Origin of the sequence: Paraburkholderia sp. RL17-381-BIF-C (assembly GCF_046026435.1) — a bacterium.
In the GTDB taxonomy this organism is placed as follows: Bacteria; Pseudomonadota; Gammaproteobacteria; order Burkholderiales; family Burkholderiaceae; genus Paraburkholderia.
The window spans coordinates 18,844-36,448 of the sequence record NZ_JARESX010000024.1; the positions used below are offsets into that span (position 1 = coordinate 18,844).

The following is a 17,605-nucleotide window of genomic DNA, read 5'->3' on the forward strand; positions in this document are numbered from 1 at the left end:
CGCACAAAGAGTTAGACACTGCTCGAAGTCTACACAGCACGTTTTTTGTTCTACACCGATGTTATACTTCGAGCAATGTATGACTTGTCTTCGTCAACAGGCTCGCAGTAAACCTGCGGTAATCTCAATTTCGAGAGGAGAAATATGAATAAACTTTCAAAGCTCGCGTTCATTGCAGCTACCGCAGTTATGGCTGCATCCGCCATGGCGCAATCGGTGCCGGCGTCGCGACAAGCCACGAACGACAACTGGGTGAATGGTACCGGCGAATACGTGTGGATGAACGGCACGAACGAGCTTTGCTGGCGCGATGCATTCTGGACGCCGGCAACGGCCAACGCAAAGTGCGATGGCGCCCTGGTTGCCCAGGCTCCGACCCCGCCGGCTCCGGTCGCACCTGCACCGGCTATCACGAGCCAAAAGATTACGTATCAAGCTGACGCTCTGTTCGACTTCGACAAGGCAATCCTGAAGCCGGCCGGCAAGGAAAAGCTGGACGATCTGGCATCGAAGATCGGCGCGCTGAACCTGGAAGTCGTCGTCGCAACGGGTTACACGGACCGCATCGGTTCGGACAAGTACAACGACCGTCTGTCGCTGCGCCGCGCTCAAGCTGTGAAGGCATACCTGGTCAGCAAGGGCATCGAATCCAACCGTATCTATACGGAAGGCAAGGGCAAGCGCAACCCGGTCACGACCGGTTGCAACCAGAAGAACCACAAGCAACTCATCGCCTGCCTCGCACCGGATCGTCGCGTGGAAGTCGAAGTTGTCGGTACTTCGAAGCAATAAGCTGCGCGTTACCGCAGTATCAAAGCCCCGCTTCGGCGGGGCTTTTTTTATGTCCGGCCGCCTGCTCGCCTCCGTCTGCGCGCACCCGGCCGAACCTCGACGGGGCGGCATTTTGCCGCCTCGTCCCTCGACCTATATACTCCGGGTTTATCCTCGAGCGCCCGCTCACCGCTTTCTTCGAGGCAGCTTCCGCCATGACCAACGCCGATCCCCACGAACTGCAGAAATTTAGCGACCTTGCACATCGTTGGTGGGACCCGAATGCCGAATTCAAGCCACTGCACGAGCTCAATCCGATTCGCCTGAGCTGGATCGACGCGCACGCGCACCTTGCAGGCAAGACCGTGCTCGATATCGGCTGTGGCGGCGGCATTTTGTCCGAGTCGATGGCCGGTCTGGGCGCGCACGTCAAGGGGATCGACCTGTCGGCCCAGGCGTTGGGCGTGGCCGATCTTCACAGCCTTGAAAGCGGTGTAACCGTCGATTACGAAGAAATCGCCGCTGAGGCGCTCGCCGCCCGCGAACCGGGCAAGTACGACGTCGTAACCTGCATGGAAATGCTGGAGCACGTGCCTCAGCCCGCCGCCATCGTCGAAGCGTGCAAGACGCTGGTGAAACCGGGCGGCTGGGTGTTCTTTTCCACGCTGAACCGCAACGTGAAGTCATACCTGTTCGCCGTGATCGGCGCCGAGTACATCGCGCGCATGCTGCCCAAGGGCACGCACGACTACGCGCGCTTCATTCGCCCGTCGGAGTTGGCGAGCTTCGTGCGCGCTGCCAACCTGCGCACGGCGGATATCAAAGGCATCGTCTATAACCCGCTCAGCAAGCATTTCACGCTGTCCGCCGACACGAGTGTGAACTACATGCTCGCCTGCCGGCGCGACGTCTGATCCGCCCCGACCTGCCGGACTTACGAATCAATGAGCGATCCCACACCCCTGCCCCAACGCGAAGACAACGAAGACGCACTCGGTCTTTGCATGGCTGTGCTGTTCGACCTCGACGGCACGCTAGCCGACACGGCGCCCGACCTCGCGGCCGCCGTCAACAAGATGCGCCACGATCGCGGGCTCGAGATGGTACCGCTCGAAGATCTGCGCCCACTGGCGTCTGCGGGCGCGCGCGGGCTGATCGGTGGGGCGTTCGGGATCGGCCCCGAACATCACGAGTTCGCGTCGCTGCGCGAGGAATTCCTCGCCAACTACGAAGCGGACCTGTGTATCGAGACCACGCTGTTTCCGGGCATTCCGGAAATTCTCGACGAACTCGACGCCCGTGGCGTGCTCTGGGGCATCGTCACCAACAAGGTTGCGAGGCTCACCGAACCGCTGATCGCGCAACTGGGACTGGAAGAGCGCGCCGGCTGCATCGTCAGCGGCGACACGACTCCCCACTCGAAACCGCACCCGGCGCCTTTGCTGCACGCCGCACGGGAACTGGACGTGGTGCCGGAACGCGTCGTCTACGTTGGCGACGATCTGCGCGACGTGCAGGCGGGTTTCGCCGCCGGCATGAGGACCATCGCGGCAGCGTACGGCTACTGCGGCAACGATATTCCGCCGACACAATGGCACGCGCAGCACGTTGTCCAATCGCCGGCTGAATTGCAGAGACTATTGCGCGACCTCGGCTGAAGCATGGCCGCCCGGCCCGGCCAAGCCCGGGCGCCATTGCGCGGGCCGCGTCAATGAGTCAGGACGTGGCCGTCAATCTATTGTAAAATCTACGCTGGCTCATCTATTTTGAGCAACGAACCGCGGGGGCGACCTGGTTTCGACAGGGGTTGCGAAGCGGCTAGGGCATGTCGAGGACCCGTCACCTCGTTAATCAATGGGAAAAACGTAACTGCAAACGACGATACGTTCGCACTGGCAGCCTAAGGGCCGCCGTCCTCTGCCTAGTTTACTGACGGGCTAGAGTCGCAAGACCGGTAGCAATACCGACAGAGGTCATATACGTCAGTTAAGCCTTGGTGGTGTCACGACATCCGGGTCGAAAATCTAGTGAATCGCCGTAGTGCAGCGTGTTCGTCCGCGTCGCTACGGTTAAATCAAATGACAGAACTAAACATGTAGAACTGGTCGTAGAGTGCTTCTGGACGCGGGTTCGATTCCCGCCGCCTCCACCAGAACACGTTTTAGGCAGTACATTCAAGTCTCACCGAAAACCCGTAAGCGGCCTGCTGCTTGCGGGTTTTTTGTTGCCCGCCGCGTCCATCCTGCTCGACTGGTTCGCCACCCCTTGCCGCTCCCGCTCCCCATGCGAAGAAACGCTTGGAATAAACGCATCCGCTCGATCGTTTATTCCTCACGCGCGCGCACGCCGCGTTTCGCGCGAAACCAACACCAAGATCAGGAGCCGACATCATGCGCAAAACCCTTTTCTGCCTCGCCCTCCTCGCACTGCAACAAAGCGCGTTCGCCGAAGCGCCAAAAGTCGTCGACGGGCGTTTCGTCACGGCGGACGGCATGACGCTCTACACCTTCGACAAAGACACCACGCCCGGCGTGAGCACCTGCACTGGTGGCTGCCTGAACAATTGGCCGGCAGCCACGGCCAGCGCGTCGGACAAACCGTCCGGCGAGTGGACGCTAATTGCCGCCGCCGACGGCAAACACCAATGGGCGTACAAAGGGCACCCGCTCTATCGCTTCGCGGCGGACAAGCAGGCGGGAGATATGAAGGGAGACGGCTTCAAGGACATGTGGCACACGGCCAAACCCTGAGCGTCCGCCACAGGGTGAATGCAAAGGCAACGGCAACCGCAACGCCGGGCTAAACCTGAACCTGGAGACCCAGCGAAAGACGCCGGCAGAACGCCGGCGTTGCACAACCAACGGACTCGCGTATCCGCTTATTCGTCTTTAGGACACTGCAGATTGCAGCCATTCGGATCACCCATATCGCCGCGCTTGCGCATCGCCGATTTTTTACTGCTCTGATATTTGTCCGAGGGCGCCGACGCGGCAAACGGCATTTGCGGATGCTCGGCAAGACGAAACTGGTCTTGCAGGATACCGCCTGGAACACCCGGCGAATTCTGCGCAACAGCAACCGAAGCGGTGGCGAGCAGCACACCAGCCGTTGCCACGGCAGCACATGCGTGAAAAATAACGTTCATAGAGATCGGCGCGACATAACGCGCGGTTAAGGCGGAAGCGGAAGCTTAAAGAGTATCCCAAACGGACGCCATACGCAGCGCCGAACACAGCCTGATGTTTACGGCGGCTTACGCCACGGCTTCGCCGAGACCCTCTTCCAGTTCCACCACCCTGCCGCAGTCCTGCGGGTCATAGCCTTCGAGCTGATCGACGCTATGACGAAACGCGCTGCCGCGCAGCAGACCGATCACGGTCGCAAGCGGCGCACGCTCGAGGCGCGCGCGGTCGCAGGCAAAGTAATAGTCTTCGTCGACGACCGGGATGAAGTCGAGGCCGAAGTGATGCGCTGCGGGCTCCACGCCAAAGCCCACATCCGCCATGCCGCTCGCAACGAACGCCGCAATCGCCGAATGCGTGAGTTCCGCCGACGCATAACCATTCACCCGATCCGGATCCACCCCGACGTTGCGTAGTGCGAGATCCAGCAGCATGCGCGTGCCGGAGCCGGGCTGCCGGTTGACGAAGCGAATGTCGTCGCGCGCCAGATCGCCCAGGCCCGTGATTGCGCGCGGATTGCCCTTGCTCAGAAAGAGCCCCTGTTTGCGTCGCGTGAGATGCACGAGCACGTGACGCTGCGGATCGAGCCAGCGCCGGTACGCATCGGCACATGCCGCGCGAAACTCACCGCGCGGCACATGAAAGCCAGCCAGATCGCATTCGCCGCGCGCAAGCGCGCTCACCGCATCCGCGCTGTCGCGATACTTGATGTCGACCGGAAGATCGTTCGCGACCAGCGCCGTGACGAGTGCGGCCACGGCATAACCATGCGACGCGAAGATGCGCACGTCGTCGGCGGGCGGGGCGAGCCAGCGGTTCAGATCGCTCGCCACTTCGCTCGCGAGCGCCTGCATGTTGCCATCGAGCCTTTCGCCGCACAGACGCTGCGCACGCAATACGGCTTGCCCGAGTTCGGATAGCACCGAGCCGCGGCCGCGCTCCTTGGCGATCAGCGGACCGCCCAAACGCTCCTCGATGCTGCGCAGCAAACCCCACGCATGACGGTAGGACAAACCCTTAAGCGTCGCCGCCTGCGCGATGCTGCCGGACTCATCCACCAGCGCGAGCAACGGCACGACGTCCGACAGGCTTGCCTCGCGGCCATCCGGGCCCTTCACCACCAACTGCGCCTGGCACTCGATTCTGATCATATATGTTCAACTCTTTCCTATTGCGCCAGCCGAATCAGCCGCCTATTGTTCGGCTATCCCATATCGAATATACGAAGCATAAGTGCACGCATTATGAATGACAAGTGCATATATGCCTTTGGAGGAGCCACCACTTGGACGATTCCATCGCCATCGCACCGGATCAGCTCGTGCTGCGTCACGCGCAGCCGGGCAGATCGCTGCTAGCCGTCTTGCACGCGATTCAGGACGAACTCGGTTATGTGCCGCCCGCGGCGGTCGCGCCGCTCGCGCTCGCCATGAACCTGTCGCGCGCGGAAGTGCACGGCGTCATCACCTACTACCACCACTTCCGTACGCAGCCGGCCGCACAGGTCACGGTGCAACTGTGCCGCGCGGAAGCCTGCCGCAGCATGGGAACCGAAGCGCTGGCCCAGCATATCGAATCGCACACCGGCTGCCGCTTCGACGCCGAACATGAGCACGGCGCGACGGTGGAGCTGGAATCGGTGTATTGCCTCGGGCAATGCGCACTGTCGCCGGCACTCATGCTCAACGGCACCTTGCACGCCAAGGTCACGCCGCAAAAGTTCGACGCGATATTCGCGGCCGCCAACAAGTGCGTGGAGGTGACGGCATGACGCGCATCTACGTTCCCCGTGATTCGTCGGCACTGGCGCTCGGCGCCGACGCGCTCGCTCAGGCGATCGAAGCCGAAGCCGCGCGCCGCGGCGTCGAAGTCGAACTGGTTCGCAACGGTTCGCGCGGCCTGCTGTGGCTCGAACCGCTCGTCGAAGTTCAGACGCCGGAAGGCCGCATCGGCTACGCGAACGTCGAAGCAGGCGACGTCGCCGCGCTGTTCGATGCAGGCTTACTCGAAGGCGGGGCGCACGCAAAGCAAGTCGGCGTGGTCGACGAGATTCCGTATCTGAAGAAGCAGCAGCGCCTGACGTTCGCGCGTATCGGCATCACCGACCCGCTTTCCATCGACGACTACGTCGCCCACGGCGGCCTCGAAGGCTTGCGCCAGGCGCTGCAGACCGACGGCGACGCCGCCTGCGAAGCATTGATCGAATCCGGCCTGCGCGGCCGCGGCGGTGCAGCCTTCCCGGCCGGCATCAAATGGCGCACGGTGCGCGGCGCGAAAGCGGCGCAGAAGTACATCGTCTGCAATGCGGACGAAGGCGATTCCGGCACCTTCTCCGATCGCCTCGTGATGGAAAGCGATCCGTACGTGCTGATCGAAGGGATGATCATCGCCGGTGTCGTGACGGGCGCGACGGTGGGCCATATTTACGTGCGCAGCGAGTATCCGCATTCGATCGCGACGCTCGAAGCCGCTATCGCCAAAGCACGCGCCGCTGGCTGGCTCGGCGATAGCGTGCTCGGCTCGACGGCGCATCGCTTCGAGCTGTTCGTCGCGAAAGGCGCCGGCGCATACGTGTGCGGCGAGGAAACGGCGCTGCTCGAATCGCTCGAAGGCAAGCGCGGCATCGTGCGCGCCAAGCCGCCAGTGCCGGCGCTCGTCGGCCTTTTCGGCCAGCCGACCGTGATCAACAACGTGATCACGCTCGCCACGGTGCCGATCATCTTCGCGCGCGGCGCGGCGTTCTACAAAGACTTCGGCATGGGCCGTTCGCGCGGCACGCTGCCGTTCCAGCTCGCGGGCAACGTCAAGCAAGGCGGCCTCGTCGAACTGGCGTTCGGTGTGACGCTGCGCGAATTGCTCTATGACTTCGGCGGCGGCACGGCGAGCGGCCGGCCCGCTCGCGCGGTGCAGGTGGGCGGCCCGCTCGGCACGTATCTGCCGGAAAGCCAGTGGGACATTCCCATGGACTACGAAGCGTATGCGGCAGTCGGCGCGGTCGTGGGCCACGGCGGCCTCGTCGTGCATGACGACACGTCGAATCTGGCCGAACTCGCGCAGTACGCCATGCACTTCTGCGCCCTCGAATCATGCGGCAAATGCACACCGTGCCGGATCGGCTCGACGCGCGGCGTCGAAGTCATAGGCCGGATTCGCAACGGCGATACCTCCACACGACAAGTGCAATTGCTGCGCGACCTGTGCGACACGATGGTGTCCGGTTCGCTCTGCGCGATGGGCGGCATGACGCCGTTCCCGGTGCTGTCCGCGCTCGATCATTTCCCCGAAGACTTCGGTCTCGCCAACGTGTCTGAACACGCGCCGAAAGCGGCCTGACCCAGGAGCCAAACCATGTCCGACGTGCTCAACTCTCCCACTGGCGGCTGCGGCTCAGGCAACTGCGCGTGTAAATCGCAAGCCCTGCAGCAGCGTGCGCCCCGTTCGTTCTTCGACGACACCGATTTCGGCACGCCCGAGCGGCACGCCGACATCGACGTCACGCTGGAAATCGACGGCCAGTCCGTCACCGTTCCCGCCGGCACCTCTGTGATGCGCGCCGCCGTCGAAGCGGGCGTCAACGTGCCGAAACTCTGCGCGACCGATTCGCTGGAGCCGTTCGGCTCGTGCCGTTTGTGTCTCGTGGAAATCGAAGGCAAGCGCGGTTATCCCGCTTCATGCACGACGCCGGTCGAAGCCGGCATGAAGGTCCGCACGCAAACCGATCGTTTGCAGTCGCTGCGCCGCAACGTGATGGAGTTGTACATCTCCGATCACCCGCTCGACTGCCTCACCTGCCCCGCCAACGGCGACTGCGAACTGCAGGACATGGCGGGCGTCACGGGCCTGCGCGAAGTGCGCTACGGCTTCGACGGCGCGAATCACCTGAAGGACAAGAAAGACGAGTCGAACCCCTACTTCACCTATGACCCGTCGAAATGCATCGTCTGTAATCGCTGCGTGCGCGCGTGCGAAGAAACGCAAGGCACGTTCGCGCTGACCATCGCCGGACGCGGTTTCGAGTCGCGCGTGGCCGCCAGCGAAGACGTGCCGTTCATGGAATCGGAATGCGTGTCGTGCGGCGCGTGCGTGGCCGCGTGCCCGACCGCGACCTTGCAGGAAAAGACCGTGATCATGCTGGGCCAGGCCGAACACTCGGTCGTCACCACGTGCGCGTATTGCGGCGTCGGCTGCTCGTTCAAGGCCGAGATGAAGGGCAACCAGGTCGTGAGGATGGTGCCGCACAAGAACGGCCAGGCCAACGAAGGCCACGCTTGCGTGAAGGGCCGTTTCGCGTGGGGCTACGCTACACACAAGGACCGCATCACCAAGCCGATGATCCGCGCGAAGATCACCGATCCGTGGCGCGAAGTGAGTTGGGAAGAAGCGCTCACGTATGCGGCGTCGGAATTCCGCCGCATTCAGGCCAAGCACGGCCGCGATTCGATCGGCGGCATTACGTCGTCGCGTTGCACGAACGAAGAAACGTATCTGGTGCAAAAGCTCGTGCGCGCCGCGTTCGGCAACAACAACGTCGACACCTGCGCGCGGGTGTGCCATTCGCCGACTGGCTACGGGCTGAAAGCCACGCTCGGTGAATCGGCGGGCACGCAGACTTTTGCCTCCGTCGATAAAGCCGACGTGATCATGGTGATCGGCGCGAATCCGACCGACGGCCATCCGGTGTTCGGCTCGCGTCTGAAGCGCCGTGTGCGCGAAGGCGCGAAGCTGATCGTGGTGGACCCGCGGCGCATCGATATCGTCGACACGGCGCACGTGAAGGCGTCGCATCATCTGCAATTGCGGCCCGGCACCAACGTGGCCATCGTGAATGCGCTGGCGCATGTGATCGTCACCGAAGGCCTGCTCAACGATGCATTCGTCGCCGAGCGTTGCGAGACGCGCGCGTTCGAGCAATGGCGCGATTTCGTCGCGTTGCCGGAAAACGCGCCGGAAGCGACCGAAGCGGTGACCGGCGTTCCGGCCCAATCCGTGCGCGAAGCCGCCCGCATCTATGCGACCGGCGGCAACGCCGCGATTTACTACGGCCTGGGTGTCACCGAACACGCGCAAGGCTCGACGATGGTGATGGGCATCGCCAACCTCGCCATGGCAACGGGCAACATCGGCCGCGAAGGTGTGGGCGTGAATCCGCTGCGCGGCCAGAACAACGTGCAGGGTTCCTGCGACATGGGCTCGTTCCCGCACGAACTGCCGGGCTATCGCCATATCAGCGACACGGTCACGCGCACGCTGTTCGAAGAGGCCTGGAACGTCACGCTGCAACCGGAACCCGGCCTGCGCATTCCGAACATGTTCGACGCTGCCGTGCACGGCAGCTTCAAGGGTCTGTATTGCCAGGGTGAAGACATCGTGCAGTCGGACCCGAATACGCATCACGTATCCGCAGCGCTGACGGCGATGGAATGCATCGTCGTGCAGGACATCTTCCTGAACGAGACCGCCAAGTATGCGCACGTGCTGCTGCCCGGTTCGTCGTTCCTCGAAAAGGACGGCACGTTCACCAACGCGGAGCGGCGCATCTCGCGCGTGCGCAAGGTCATGCCGCCGGTGCCGGGTTACGCCGACTGGGAAGTCACGGTCATGCTCGCGCGCGCGCTCGGCTATGAAATGGACTACGCGCATCCGTCGCAGATCATGGACGAGATCGCGCGTCTCACGCCGACCTTCCACGGCGTGTCGTACAAAAAGCTCGACGAACTCGGCAGCATTCAGTGGCCGTGCAACGAGAATGCGCCGGACGGTACGCCGACCATGCACATCGACACCTTCGTGCGCGGCAAGGGCAAGTTCGTGATTACGAAGTTCATCGCGACGCCCGAGAAAGTCACGCGCAAATTCCCGCTGCTGCTCACTACGGGCCGCATCCTGTCGCAGTACAACGTTGGCGCGCAAACGCGCCGCACCGAGAACTCGCGCTGGCACGACGAGGACCGACTGGAACTGCATCCGCACGACGCGGAAGAGCGCGGCATCAAAACCGGCGACTGGGTGGGCATCGAATCGCGCGCGGGGCAAACCGTGCTGCGCGCGAAGATAACCGAGCGCATGCAGCCGGGCGTCGTGTATACGACGTTCCACTTCCCCGAATCGGGCGCGAACGTGATCACCACCGATAGCTCGGACTGGGCGACCAACTGTCCGGAATACAAGGTGACCGCGGTGCAGGTGATGCCGGTCGAACAGCCGTCGCAATGGCAGAAAGACTACTCGCGCTTCAACACCGAACAGCTCGATCTGCTGAAGCAGCGTGAGCTGGCCAACGCGACATCGGGCAAGTGAGGACGGCCATGGACAATCAGAACCTGATCGACATGGCCAACCGGATCGGCGACTTCTTCGATTCGATGCCAGACCGCGAGGAAGCGCTCGCCGGCATCGCCGACCATATTCGCCGTTTCTGGGAGCCGCGCATGCGCCGCGCGCTACTCGCAGAGCTCGATGAACCGGATGCGAGCGGTATCCCGATGTCGGGCATCGTCAGGGAAGCGCTCGTCAAACATCGCGCGCAACTGACGCCCGCCGCGCCCGCGACGGTGTAAGCCGCGCCGCGCTCGCGGCGCTCAATGTCCGTGCGACTCGCACGACTCAGGCGGCCCGGCTCACAGGGCCGCCTGCTCCGGTATTTCCCCGCTCACCGCGAACCAGGCTTCGCAATGCCGCAGCAAACCGTGCAGATCGGAACCGGTGCGCCCGCGCGCGCTGATGTAGCCGTCCGGCCGCACCAGATAGAACGACGGCCGCGTTCGGCCATACGATTCGGACAGCGACGGGCCGCCGTCGCCAGTGGTATCCGTGATGCGCCAGATGCGCACTCCGCCCGGCAGCAATCTCTCGACTTCCGCCGCCACGCGCTCCAGTTCCGGGTCGGGCGGCGGCGCATGCTTCGCCGCGGGATCGAGCGGTTTTTCGTCGACGGGCAGCGGCGGCACCAGCAGGAACAGCGAGAAGAACGCCGGATCGTGCAGATCGAAAATGCAGCCCACGCCGGGCGCACGCCCCAGTGGTCCATCCACCACATGCACCAGCGCGTCCGGTGCGCGCTCGCCGGCACGTGGTCCGCCGTCGAGCACACGTTCGAGCGTCAGCGGACTGCGCCGGTACTGGATCGACAACTCGCTGATGGTGAGGCGCGCGGCGTCGCGCAGCGGACCTAGCGCGGCAAGGACCGGCATCACCCGTTCGCGCAGGAGCTTCAATGGTCCGTGATCGGCCTCCGCCATCTGCGTGATGAAACCGGTTTGCCGCAGCACGTCACGTTCGATCGGGTGGCGTTCGAGGTGATAGGTATCGAGCAGGCGGTCCGGCGCCGCGCCTTTCAATACGCGCGCGAGTTTCCAGCCGAGGTTGAACGCTTCCTGAATGCCTGTGTTCATGCCCTGTGCGCCGGCCGGGCTATGCACGTGCGCGGCGTCGCCCGCGAGGAAGATGCGGCCGACGCGCAGCCGGTCCACCATGCGGCTATTCACATGGAAATACGAAGACCACGCCAGATCCGACACGTCGACCCGCTCGCGCACGCGCCGGGCGATCAACGCCTTGCATGCTGCGAGCGACGGCGACGGCACGCTGTTCAGCGGCGGCTCGCCCAACACCGCGGGCGTCTCGGTCGGGGCGACGGCGGCAGGCTCGATCGCATGATCGGCGATCAGACGATGCCGGCCGTGGCCCATCGGAAACAGCGCGACCAGGCCTTCGCCTGACGCGAAGATATGAAACTCGTCTTCGGGCCAATCGGTTTCGGCGTGCAGGTCGGCGAGCAGGAAAGTCTGCTCCAGGGTCTTGCCCTCGAAACTCAAACCCAGCCGGTGACGGATCGCGCTATGTGCGCCGTCGGCGGCGATCATGTACGACGGGCGCATCGTCTCCGTGTGACCGTCCGCGCGGCGCAATGTCGCCTGAAGGCTGGCGGCGCCCTGCGCGAACATCGTCAGTTCGACGCCGCGCTCGACCGTCACGCCGAATGTGGCGAGATGCTCAGTCAGCAGACGCTCGGTCACGGACTGATCGAGAAACAGCAGATACGGATAACGTGTGTGCAGCGGATCGAAATCGAGCTGCGCGAGACGCATGCCGTTCGAAAACAGATTGGCGATGCGCGCGCGATGGCCGAGCTCGAGAAACGGCTCGACCAGCCGATGCTGCTCGAGCAATTCGAGCGTGCGCGCCTGAATGCCGATGGCCCGCGAATACGGGTTCGGTTGCATGGCCTTGTCGATCACACGCACGGGGATGTGGGCACGCGCCAGACTCATCGCTGCGGCGAGTCCAGTCGGACCCGCCCCGACGATCAGCACCGGCGACGCATCGTTTGCGGCAGCGTCCATGCGGAACTCCGGAGACAACAATGCGTTCTAGTGTACGCCGCCAGGAAGTCCGCTAGTGGCGCGACGATCGCCTGCTCGACGACGGTTGCAGTGCATCAAGCGCGCAGCGAGCATGGGCTCGGCGTGGCTGCTTCTTGCTTTCAGCGCTCTGCCCGTGCCGTGACCTCGCAACGCGTTCCTGTCCGCCTCAATGCGCGTGCGGCGCATGATCCATCGCGCAGCGATGCTGCGTCGTACCAAGATCCACTTGCAGCGTCGCATGGTGCATCGAAAAACGTTCGCGCAGCGTGAGAACGATGCCGTCGAGCGATTCGTCGCCCGGATGGCCCGCCGGCATCACCAGATGCGCGCTGAGCGCGTTGCCGGTCGTGGACAGCGCCCACACGTGCAGATCGTGCACGTCGACGACGCCCGGCTGCCCCGCCAGATAGTCGCGGATGCCTTGCAGATCGACGCCGGGCGGCACGGCGTCGAGCGCGAGGCGCACCGAATCGCGCAGCAGGCTCCAGGTGCCGGCCACCACGACCGCCACCACGAGCAGGCTCATCACCGGGTCGAGCCACGTCCAGTTGGTATAGAGAATCACGAGGCCGCTCACGGCGACCGCCGCCGAGATACCGGCATCCGCCGCCATGTGCAGGAACGCGCCGCGGATGTTCAGGTCATCCTGCTGCCCGCGCATGAAAAGCCACGCGGATATTCCGTTGATGACCACGCCGCCCATCGCCACGACGAACACGGCGAGCCCCGCCACCGGCGCCGGATTGATCAGACGCCCGATGGCTTCCGCGACGATCACGCCGCACGCGAACAGCAGCAGCCCGGCGTTGACGAGCGAGGCCAGGATCGACGAGCTGCCATAACCGAACGTGTAGCGCGCCGACGGCCTGCGCGTGGCGAGCCAGGCGGCGCCCCACGCGAGCAGCAGACCGAGGACATCGGAGAGGTTGTGGCCGGCGTCGGCGAGCAGCGCGGTGGAATGGGCGAGCACGCCATAGACCGTCTGGGCCACCACGATCGCGATGTTGAGCACGACCGCCAGGGCGAACGCGCGGCCGTGACCGGCAACCGGAGCGTGAGCGTGGTGGTGGCCGGCGTGGCCGTGACTGTGGGAATGGCTGGCGGGACCGTGGTTGCCGTGGTTGCCGTGGTTGCCGTGGTTGCCGTGGTTGCCGTGGTTGCCGTGGCTATCGTGGCTATCGTGGCTATCGTGGCTATCGTGGCTACCGTGGCTACCGTGCTCGCCACGCTCATGCGCTTCGCTCCCTTGCCCGCTTCCCGCCCAGTCAAGTTCTGACCTGGTGTGCGCGGCGCGCGGCGCTCCGCCATCAGACTGAACGCCCTTGCTGTCGCTCACATCGAGCGGCGTAGACGCGTGCGCGTCCTCTTGATCCGCCGCAGTTCCGTTCAGGGTTTCGGGTTTCTTCATGACTGATCCAGAGAATCATTGCCGGCCGGTTCGGCCACGTGTTCGAGCATCCCGGCCAGCATCGCGCTGATATGGCGATCGGCGGCGAGGTAGAAGACCTGCTTACCCTGCCGCTGCGCACGCACGATTCGCGCCGCACGCAGCAACCGCAAATGATGGCTCACCAGCGAAGACGACAAACCCAGCGCCTCGGCGATCGCCCCGACGGCGCGCCGCTCGTCGAGACACGCCAGCACGATGCGCAACCGCGTGGGGTCGCCGAGCAGGCGAAACAGGTCGGCCAGCGGCACGATGGTATCGGCCGGGCGATCGTCGATGGCGGTAAGCGAAGTGGATGCAGCGAGGGAAGAAGCCATGATGGACGGCGGCTCGGCAGCACATATGAACACGTGTTCACACATTATAGATACCGGGACAACCGGTCAAATCGGAGCGCGCTCCGGCGAGTGTGGGAAAATGCGGCCTCTGCCTCACCCGAATGCCATCCCCCGTCATGCAACCTGTATTTGACCGCGCTTTCGCGGCGCATCGTGACGGCCGCCTCGAAGACGCCGAACGCGGCTACCGCGCGACGCTCGACGGCAACCCCGCGCACGTCGATGCGTTGCACCTGCTGGGCGTTCTGCGCCACCAGCAGGGTCAGCACGCCGAAGCCGCCGAACTCGTCCGGCGCGCCGTGAACCTGCGCCCGGAAGACGCCGCGCTGCAGTTGAACCTCGGCAACGCGCTAAAGGCGCTCGGCCAGATCGACGACGCGATCGAACAGTTCCGCAACGCGCTGACGCTCGCGCCGTCGTTCCCCATGGCGCACTACAACCTGGGCAACGCCTACGCCGCGGCGGGCCGTCACGAAGACGCCGCCGACGCGTTCGAAAAATCGTTGCGCCTGCAACCGAACGACGCCTCGTCGCACAACAACCTCGGCAACGCGCTGCACGCGCTCGGGCGTCACACGGAAGCCATCGCCGCGTTCAGGCGCACGCTGGAGCTGCGTCCTGGCCACGCCGGCGCGCTCAACAACATGGGCATGTCGCTGAACGCGCTCGGACGCGCGGCAGAGGCGATCCCGTGTTTCCAGACGGCGCTGACGGCCGAGCCGCGCTTCGTCGCCGCGCACTTCAACCTCGCCAATACGTTCGACGCCACCGGCCGCCATGCGGAAGCGGTCGCATCGTTCCGTGCGGCGCTGACCTTGCAGCCGAACCTGCCGCCGGCCATTTTCGGCATGGGTAATGCGCTCGCGGCATTGGGACGCCATGCGCAGGCGCTGCCCTATCTCGAGCGCGCGGTCGGTCTCGATCCGCAATTCGCGCTAGCGTGGCTGAGTCTCGGCACCGCGCACCAGGCGCTGGGCGCGCATGGTCCCGCCGTGCGCGCTTTCGATCAGGCGCTGCGCCTGCGCCCCGACCTCGCCTCCGCGCACATGAACCGCGCGCTCGCATGGCTCGCGATGCGCGATTTCGCGCGCGGACTGCCGGAATACGAGTGGCGTCTGCAAACCATGGCGCAGCCGGAGATCCAGACGCTGCCGCGCTGGCACGGCGAGCCGATCGCGCAGCATACGTTGCTGGTCCATGCCGAGCAGGGGTTCGGCGACACGCTGCAATTCGTGCGCTTCGTCCCGCTCGCCACGCAGCGCGCGGCGCGCGTCGTACTAGAAGTACAACCGCAACTGCTGCCGTTGCTGGCGCCTGCCGCGCAAGCCTGGCGCGTGACGCTGATCGCTCAAGGCACGCAACGACCCGCCGCCGATCTGCAATGTCCGCTGCTGAGCCTGCCGCTCGCACTCGGCACCACCTACGACACTATTCCCGCCCGCACGCCTTACCTCAGCGTGCCGCCCGCCTACAGCCGCAAATGGCGCGGCTCGCTCGGCGGTCAGGCAAAACGCAAGATCGGCATCGTGTGGTCGGGCCGCATCCAGCAGAATGAAACACGTTCGATGCCGCTCGCCGCGCTCGATCCGCTGTTCGCGCTCGAAGGCATCGACTGGATCGTGCTGCAACCGGAGTTGAGCGCCGACGAGCGCGTGGCGCTCGACGCGCATCCGCGCGCGGCGTCGATTCATCGCTTCGACAAGCGCATCGGCGACTTCGCGGATACCGCTGCGATCATCGAACGGCTCGACGCGGTGGTCTCGATCGATACCTCTATCGCGCATCTGGCCGGTGCGCTGCGCAAGCCGCTCTGGTTGATGCTGCCGTTCGCGGCAGACTGGCGCTGGTTCGCCGGCGAGGCGCGCAGCCCCTGGTATCCCGGCGCGACACTGGTGCGTCAGCCGCAACCCGGTGCGTGGAGCGAAGTTGTCGAAGCCGTGGCGAACGAATTGCGCAAACCGTAACGGGACGCCGCGCGGTGAACACGGCGTAGCCGCTGTGCCAAAAACAAAAACCCCGCGTTCTCACGAACGCGGGGTTTTTTTTGCCCCATGAACGGTGACCGCCGAAGCTCAGGCCGTCCGATACTGATCGCGCGATTCCGGCGTGCGGTACAGCACCAGCGTCGCAATCAAGCCGCAAATCGCCGCCAGACCCAGGAACAGTCCCGGCGCGGCCTTGTTGCCGGTGGTGTGAATCAGCAACGTCGAGATAGCCGGCGTGAAGCCGCCGATCGTCGTGGCGAGGCTGTAGGCGAGCGAGAAGCCGGCCGTCCGCACTTCGACCGGCATCACTTCGGTCAGCGCCACGACCATCGCGCCGTTATAGCTGCCGTACAGGAACGACAGCCACAGTTCGACGGCCAGCAAACGCGCGAACGAAGGATCCGCCACCAGCCATTGCAGCGCCGGATACGCGGTAATGATGGTCAGAATCGTGAAGGCCAGCAGCACCGGACGGCGGCCGATACGGTCCGACAGCGCACCCGCGAGCGGCAGCCAGATCAGATTCGACAGACCGATACAGACCGTGACGATCAGCGTGTCGATCGAGGACAGTTTCAGCACTTCCTTGCCGAAAGTCGGCGTGTACGCCGTGATCATGTAGAACGACACGGTGGTCATGATCACCATGCCCATGCCGCCCAGCACGATGCCCCAGTTCGCGGCCATCGTCTTCATGATCTCGCCCATCTTCGGGTGATGCTTGCGCGCCTTGAATTCCTCGGTTTCCTGCAGCGAACGGCGGATCAGGAACAGGAACGGCACGATCAGGCAGCCGATCAGAAACGGCACGCGCCATCCCCAGGCGCTCATCTGGTCGGCCGGCAGCATCTTGTTCAGGAACACGCCAATCAGCGCGGCGAACACCACGGCAACCTGCTGGCTGCCCGACTGCCACGCGCAATAGAAGCCCTTGTTGCCCTTGGTGGCGATCTCCGACAGATACACGGACACGCCGCCGAGTTCGACCCCGGCGGAAAAGCCTTGCAACAGTCGGCCTAACAGAACGAGCACCGGCGCCAGCACGCCGATCGTCGCGTAACCTGGAATCGACGCCACCGTGAGCGTGCCGAGCGCCATCAGGCCGAGCGTGAGGATCAGGCCTTTGCGCCGACCGTGATGGTCGATGTAGGCGCCGAGGACGATCGCACCGAGCGGCCGCATCAGGAAGCCCGCGCCGAACACCGACAGCGACAGCATCAGCGAGGCGAATTCGTTGCCGCTCGGGAAATAGGTCTTGGCGATCGCCGAAGCGTAATAGCCATAGACCATGAAATCGTACATCTCAAGAAAGTTGCCGCTGACCACGCGGAATACTGTCTTGACCTTGGATTCTTCCGATGAGGAAGTAGCGTGTGACGCAGTAGACATGACATTCTCTGATGAGCCTGCTGCCACGAAAGAGACAGTGGCGGCCAGGCAGTTGAAACGATCCACTGCGCTCGGCAAGCGGATGCCGCGCACGGATAGAAAGAACGCGCCGGGGGCGCTGCATTTTCAT

General features: G+C 64.1%; 15 protein-coding genes and 1 other RNA gene. 10 read left to right on the plus strand and 6 right to left on the minus strand.

Annotation, left to right across the window (positions count from 1 at the left end; translation table 11 throughout):
* Positions 1 to 144 precede the first annotated feature (144 nt).
* From ompA to P0D70_RS16710, 5 genes are all read left to right on the plus strand, one after another.
* The gene (gene ompA / locus P0D70_RS16690) at positions 145 to 792 is read left to right on the plus strand and encodes an outer membrane protein OmpA (protein WP_028200089.1); all 648 of its coding nucleotides are present in this window, start codon (positions 145 to 147) and stop codon (positions 790 to 792) included.
* Positions 793 to 986: 194 nt separating this feature from the next.
* Positions 987 to 1,685, plus strand: coding sequence for a bifunctional 2-polyprenyl-6-hydroxyphenol methylase/3-demethylubiquinol 3-O-methyltransferase UbiG (gene ubiG, locus P0D70_RS16695; RefSeq protein WP_408185326.1), 699 nt, complete (start codon positions 987 to 989; stop codon positions 1,683 to 1,685).
* 30 nt (positions 1,686 to 1,715) lie between these two features.
* Entirely contained in the window at positions 1,716 to 2,429 is a 714-nt protein-coding gene (gph, locus tag P0D70_RS16700) for a phosphoglycolate phosphatase (protein WP_091800066.1), read from the plus strand.
* Between the two features lie 124 nt (positions 2,430 to 2,553).
* Positions 2,554 to 2,923, plus strand: a transfer-messenger RNA (tmRNA) gene (ssrA, locus tag P0D70_RS16705).
* Positions 2,924 to 3,161: 238 nt separating this feature from the next.
* Positions 3,162 to 3,521: a COG4315 family predicted lipoprotein gene (locus P0D70_RS16710; RefSeq protein WP_408185327.1), complete on the plus strand. Its 360-nt coding sequence runs from the start codon at positions 3,162 to 3,164 to the stop codon at positions 3,519 to 3,521.
* 128 nt (positions 3,522 to 3,649) lie between these two features.
* Here the strand turns inward: P0D70_RS16710 and P0D70_RS16715 are convergent, their stop codons facing one another.
* Positions 3,650 to 3,916, minus strand: a complete 267-nt coding sequence (locus tag P0D70_RS16715) for a hypothetical protein (protein ID WP_091800024.1) — start codon at positions 3,914 to 3,916, stop codon at positions 3,650 to 3,652.
* Between the two features lie 108 nt (positions 3,917 to 4,024).
* Positions 4,025 to 5,104, minus strand: coding sequence for a substrate-binding domain-containing protein (locus P0D70_RS16720; RefSeq protein ID WP_408185328.1), 1,080 nt, complete (start codon positions 5,102 to 5,104; stop codon positions 4,025 to 4,027).
* A 134-nt stretch (positions 5,105 to 5,238) separates the two neighbouring features.
* On the opposite strand from P0D70_RS16720, the gene P0D70_RS16725 reads away from it, so the two are divergent.
* The 4 genes from P0D70_RS16725 to P0D70_RS16740 are packed head-to-tail and all read left to right on the plus strand — an operon-like array spanning position 5,239 to position 10,510.
* Entirely contained in the window at positions 5,239 to 5,724 is a 486-nt protein-coding gene (locus tag P0D70_RS16725; RefSeq protein ID WP_408185329.1) for an NAD(P)H-dependent oxidoreductase subunit E, read from the plus strand.
* Positions 5,721 to 7,286 (plus strand): formate dehydrogenase beta subunit, encoded by a 1,566-nt coding sequence (locus P0D70_RS16730; protein WP_408185330.1) that lies wholly within the window; start codon positions 5,721 to 5,723, stop codon positions 7,284 to 7,286. Before P0D70_RS16725 ends, P0D70_RS16730 begins: the two co-directional genes overlap by 4 nt.
* A gap of 15 nt (positions 7,287 to 7,301) precedes the next feature.
* Complete coding sequence (fdhF, locus tag P0D70_RS16735; RefSeq protein ID WP_408185331.1) at positions 7,302 to 10,250, plus strand: formate dehydrogenase subunit alpha; 2,949 nt, start codon at positions 7,302 to 7,304, stop codon at positions 10,248 to 10,250.
* Between the two features lie 8 nt (positions 10,251 to 10,258).
* Positions 10,259 to 10,510 carry a formate dehydrogenase subunit delta gene (locus tag P0D70_RS16740; protein ID WP_091800010.1) on the plus strand — a complete coding sequence of 84 codons (252 nt, stop codon included), beginning with the start codon at positions 10,259 to 10,261 and terminating at the stop codon, positions 10,508 to 10,510.
* A gap of 60 nt (positions 10,511 to 10,570) precedes the next feature.
* On the opposite strand, the gene P0D70_RS16745 is transcribed toward P0D70_RS16740, so the two are convergent.
* The 3 genes from P0D70_RS16745 to P0D70_RS16755 all read right to left on the minus strand — a co-directional run bounded on the left by P0D70_RS16745 (position 10,571) and on the right by P0D70_RS16755 (position 14,080).
* Positions 10,571 to 12,295: an FAD-dependent monooxygenase gene (locus P0D70_RS16745; protein ID WP_408185332.1), complete on the minus strand. Its 1,725-nt coding sequence runs from the start codon at positions 12,293 to 12,295 to the stop codon at positions 10,571 to 10,573.
* Positions 12,296 to 12,482: 187 nt separating this feature from the next.
* The gene (locus P0D70_RS16750) at positions 12,483 to 13,724 is read right to left on the minus strand and encodes a cation diffusion facilitator family transporter (protein ID WP_408185333.1); all 1,242 of its coding nucleotides are present in this window, start codon (positions 13,722 to 13,724) and stop codon (positions 12,483 to 12,485) included.
* Positions 13,721 to 14,080: an ArsR/SmtB family transcription factor gene (locus tag P0D70_RS16755; protein ID WP_408185334.1), complete on the minus strand. Its 360-nt coding sequence runs from the start codon at positions 14,078 to 14,080 to the stop codon at positions 13,721 to 13,723. The genes P0D70_RS16750 and P0D70_RS16755 overlap by 4 nt, the downstream gene beginning before the upstream one ends.
* Before the next feature lie 137 nt (positions 14,081 to 14,217).
* Here P0D70_RS16755 and P0D70_RS16760 point away from each other — a divergent pair, with 137 nt between their 5' ends.
* The gene (locus tag P0D70_RS16760; protein ID WP_408185335.1) at positions 14,218 to 16,065 is read left to right on the plus strand and encodes a tetratricopeptide repeat protein; all 1,848 of its coding nucleotides are present in this window, start codon (positions 14,218 to 14,220) and stop codon (positions 16,063 to 16,065) included.
* A gap of 108 nt (positions 16,066 to 16,173) precedes the next feature.
* Here the strand turns inward: P0D70_RS16760 and P0D70_RS16765 are convergent, their stop codons facing one another.
* Complete coding sequence (locus tag P0D70_RS16765) at positions 16,174 to 17,475, minus strand: MFS transporter (RefSeq protein ID WP_091799995.1); 1,302 nt, start codon at positions 17,473 to 17,475, stop codon at positions 16,174 to 16,176.
* Positions 17,476 to 17,605: the final 130 nt, after the last annotated feature.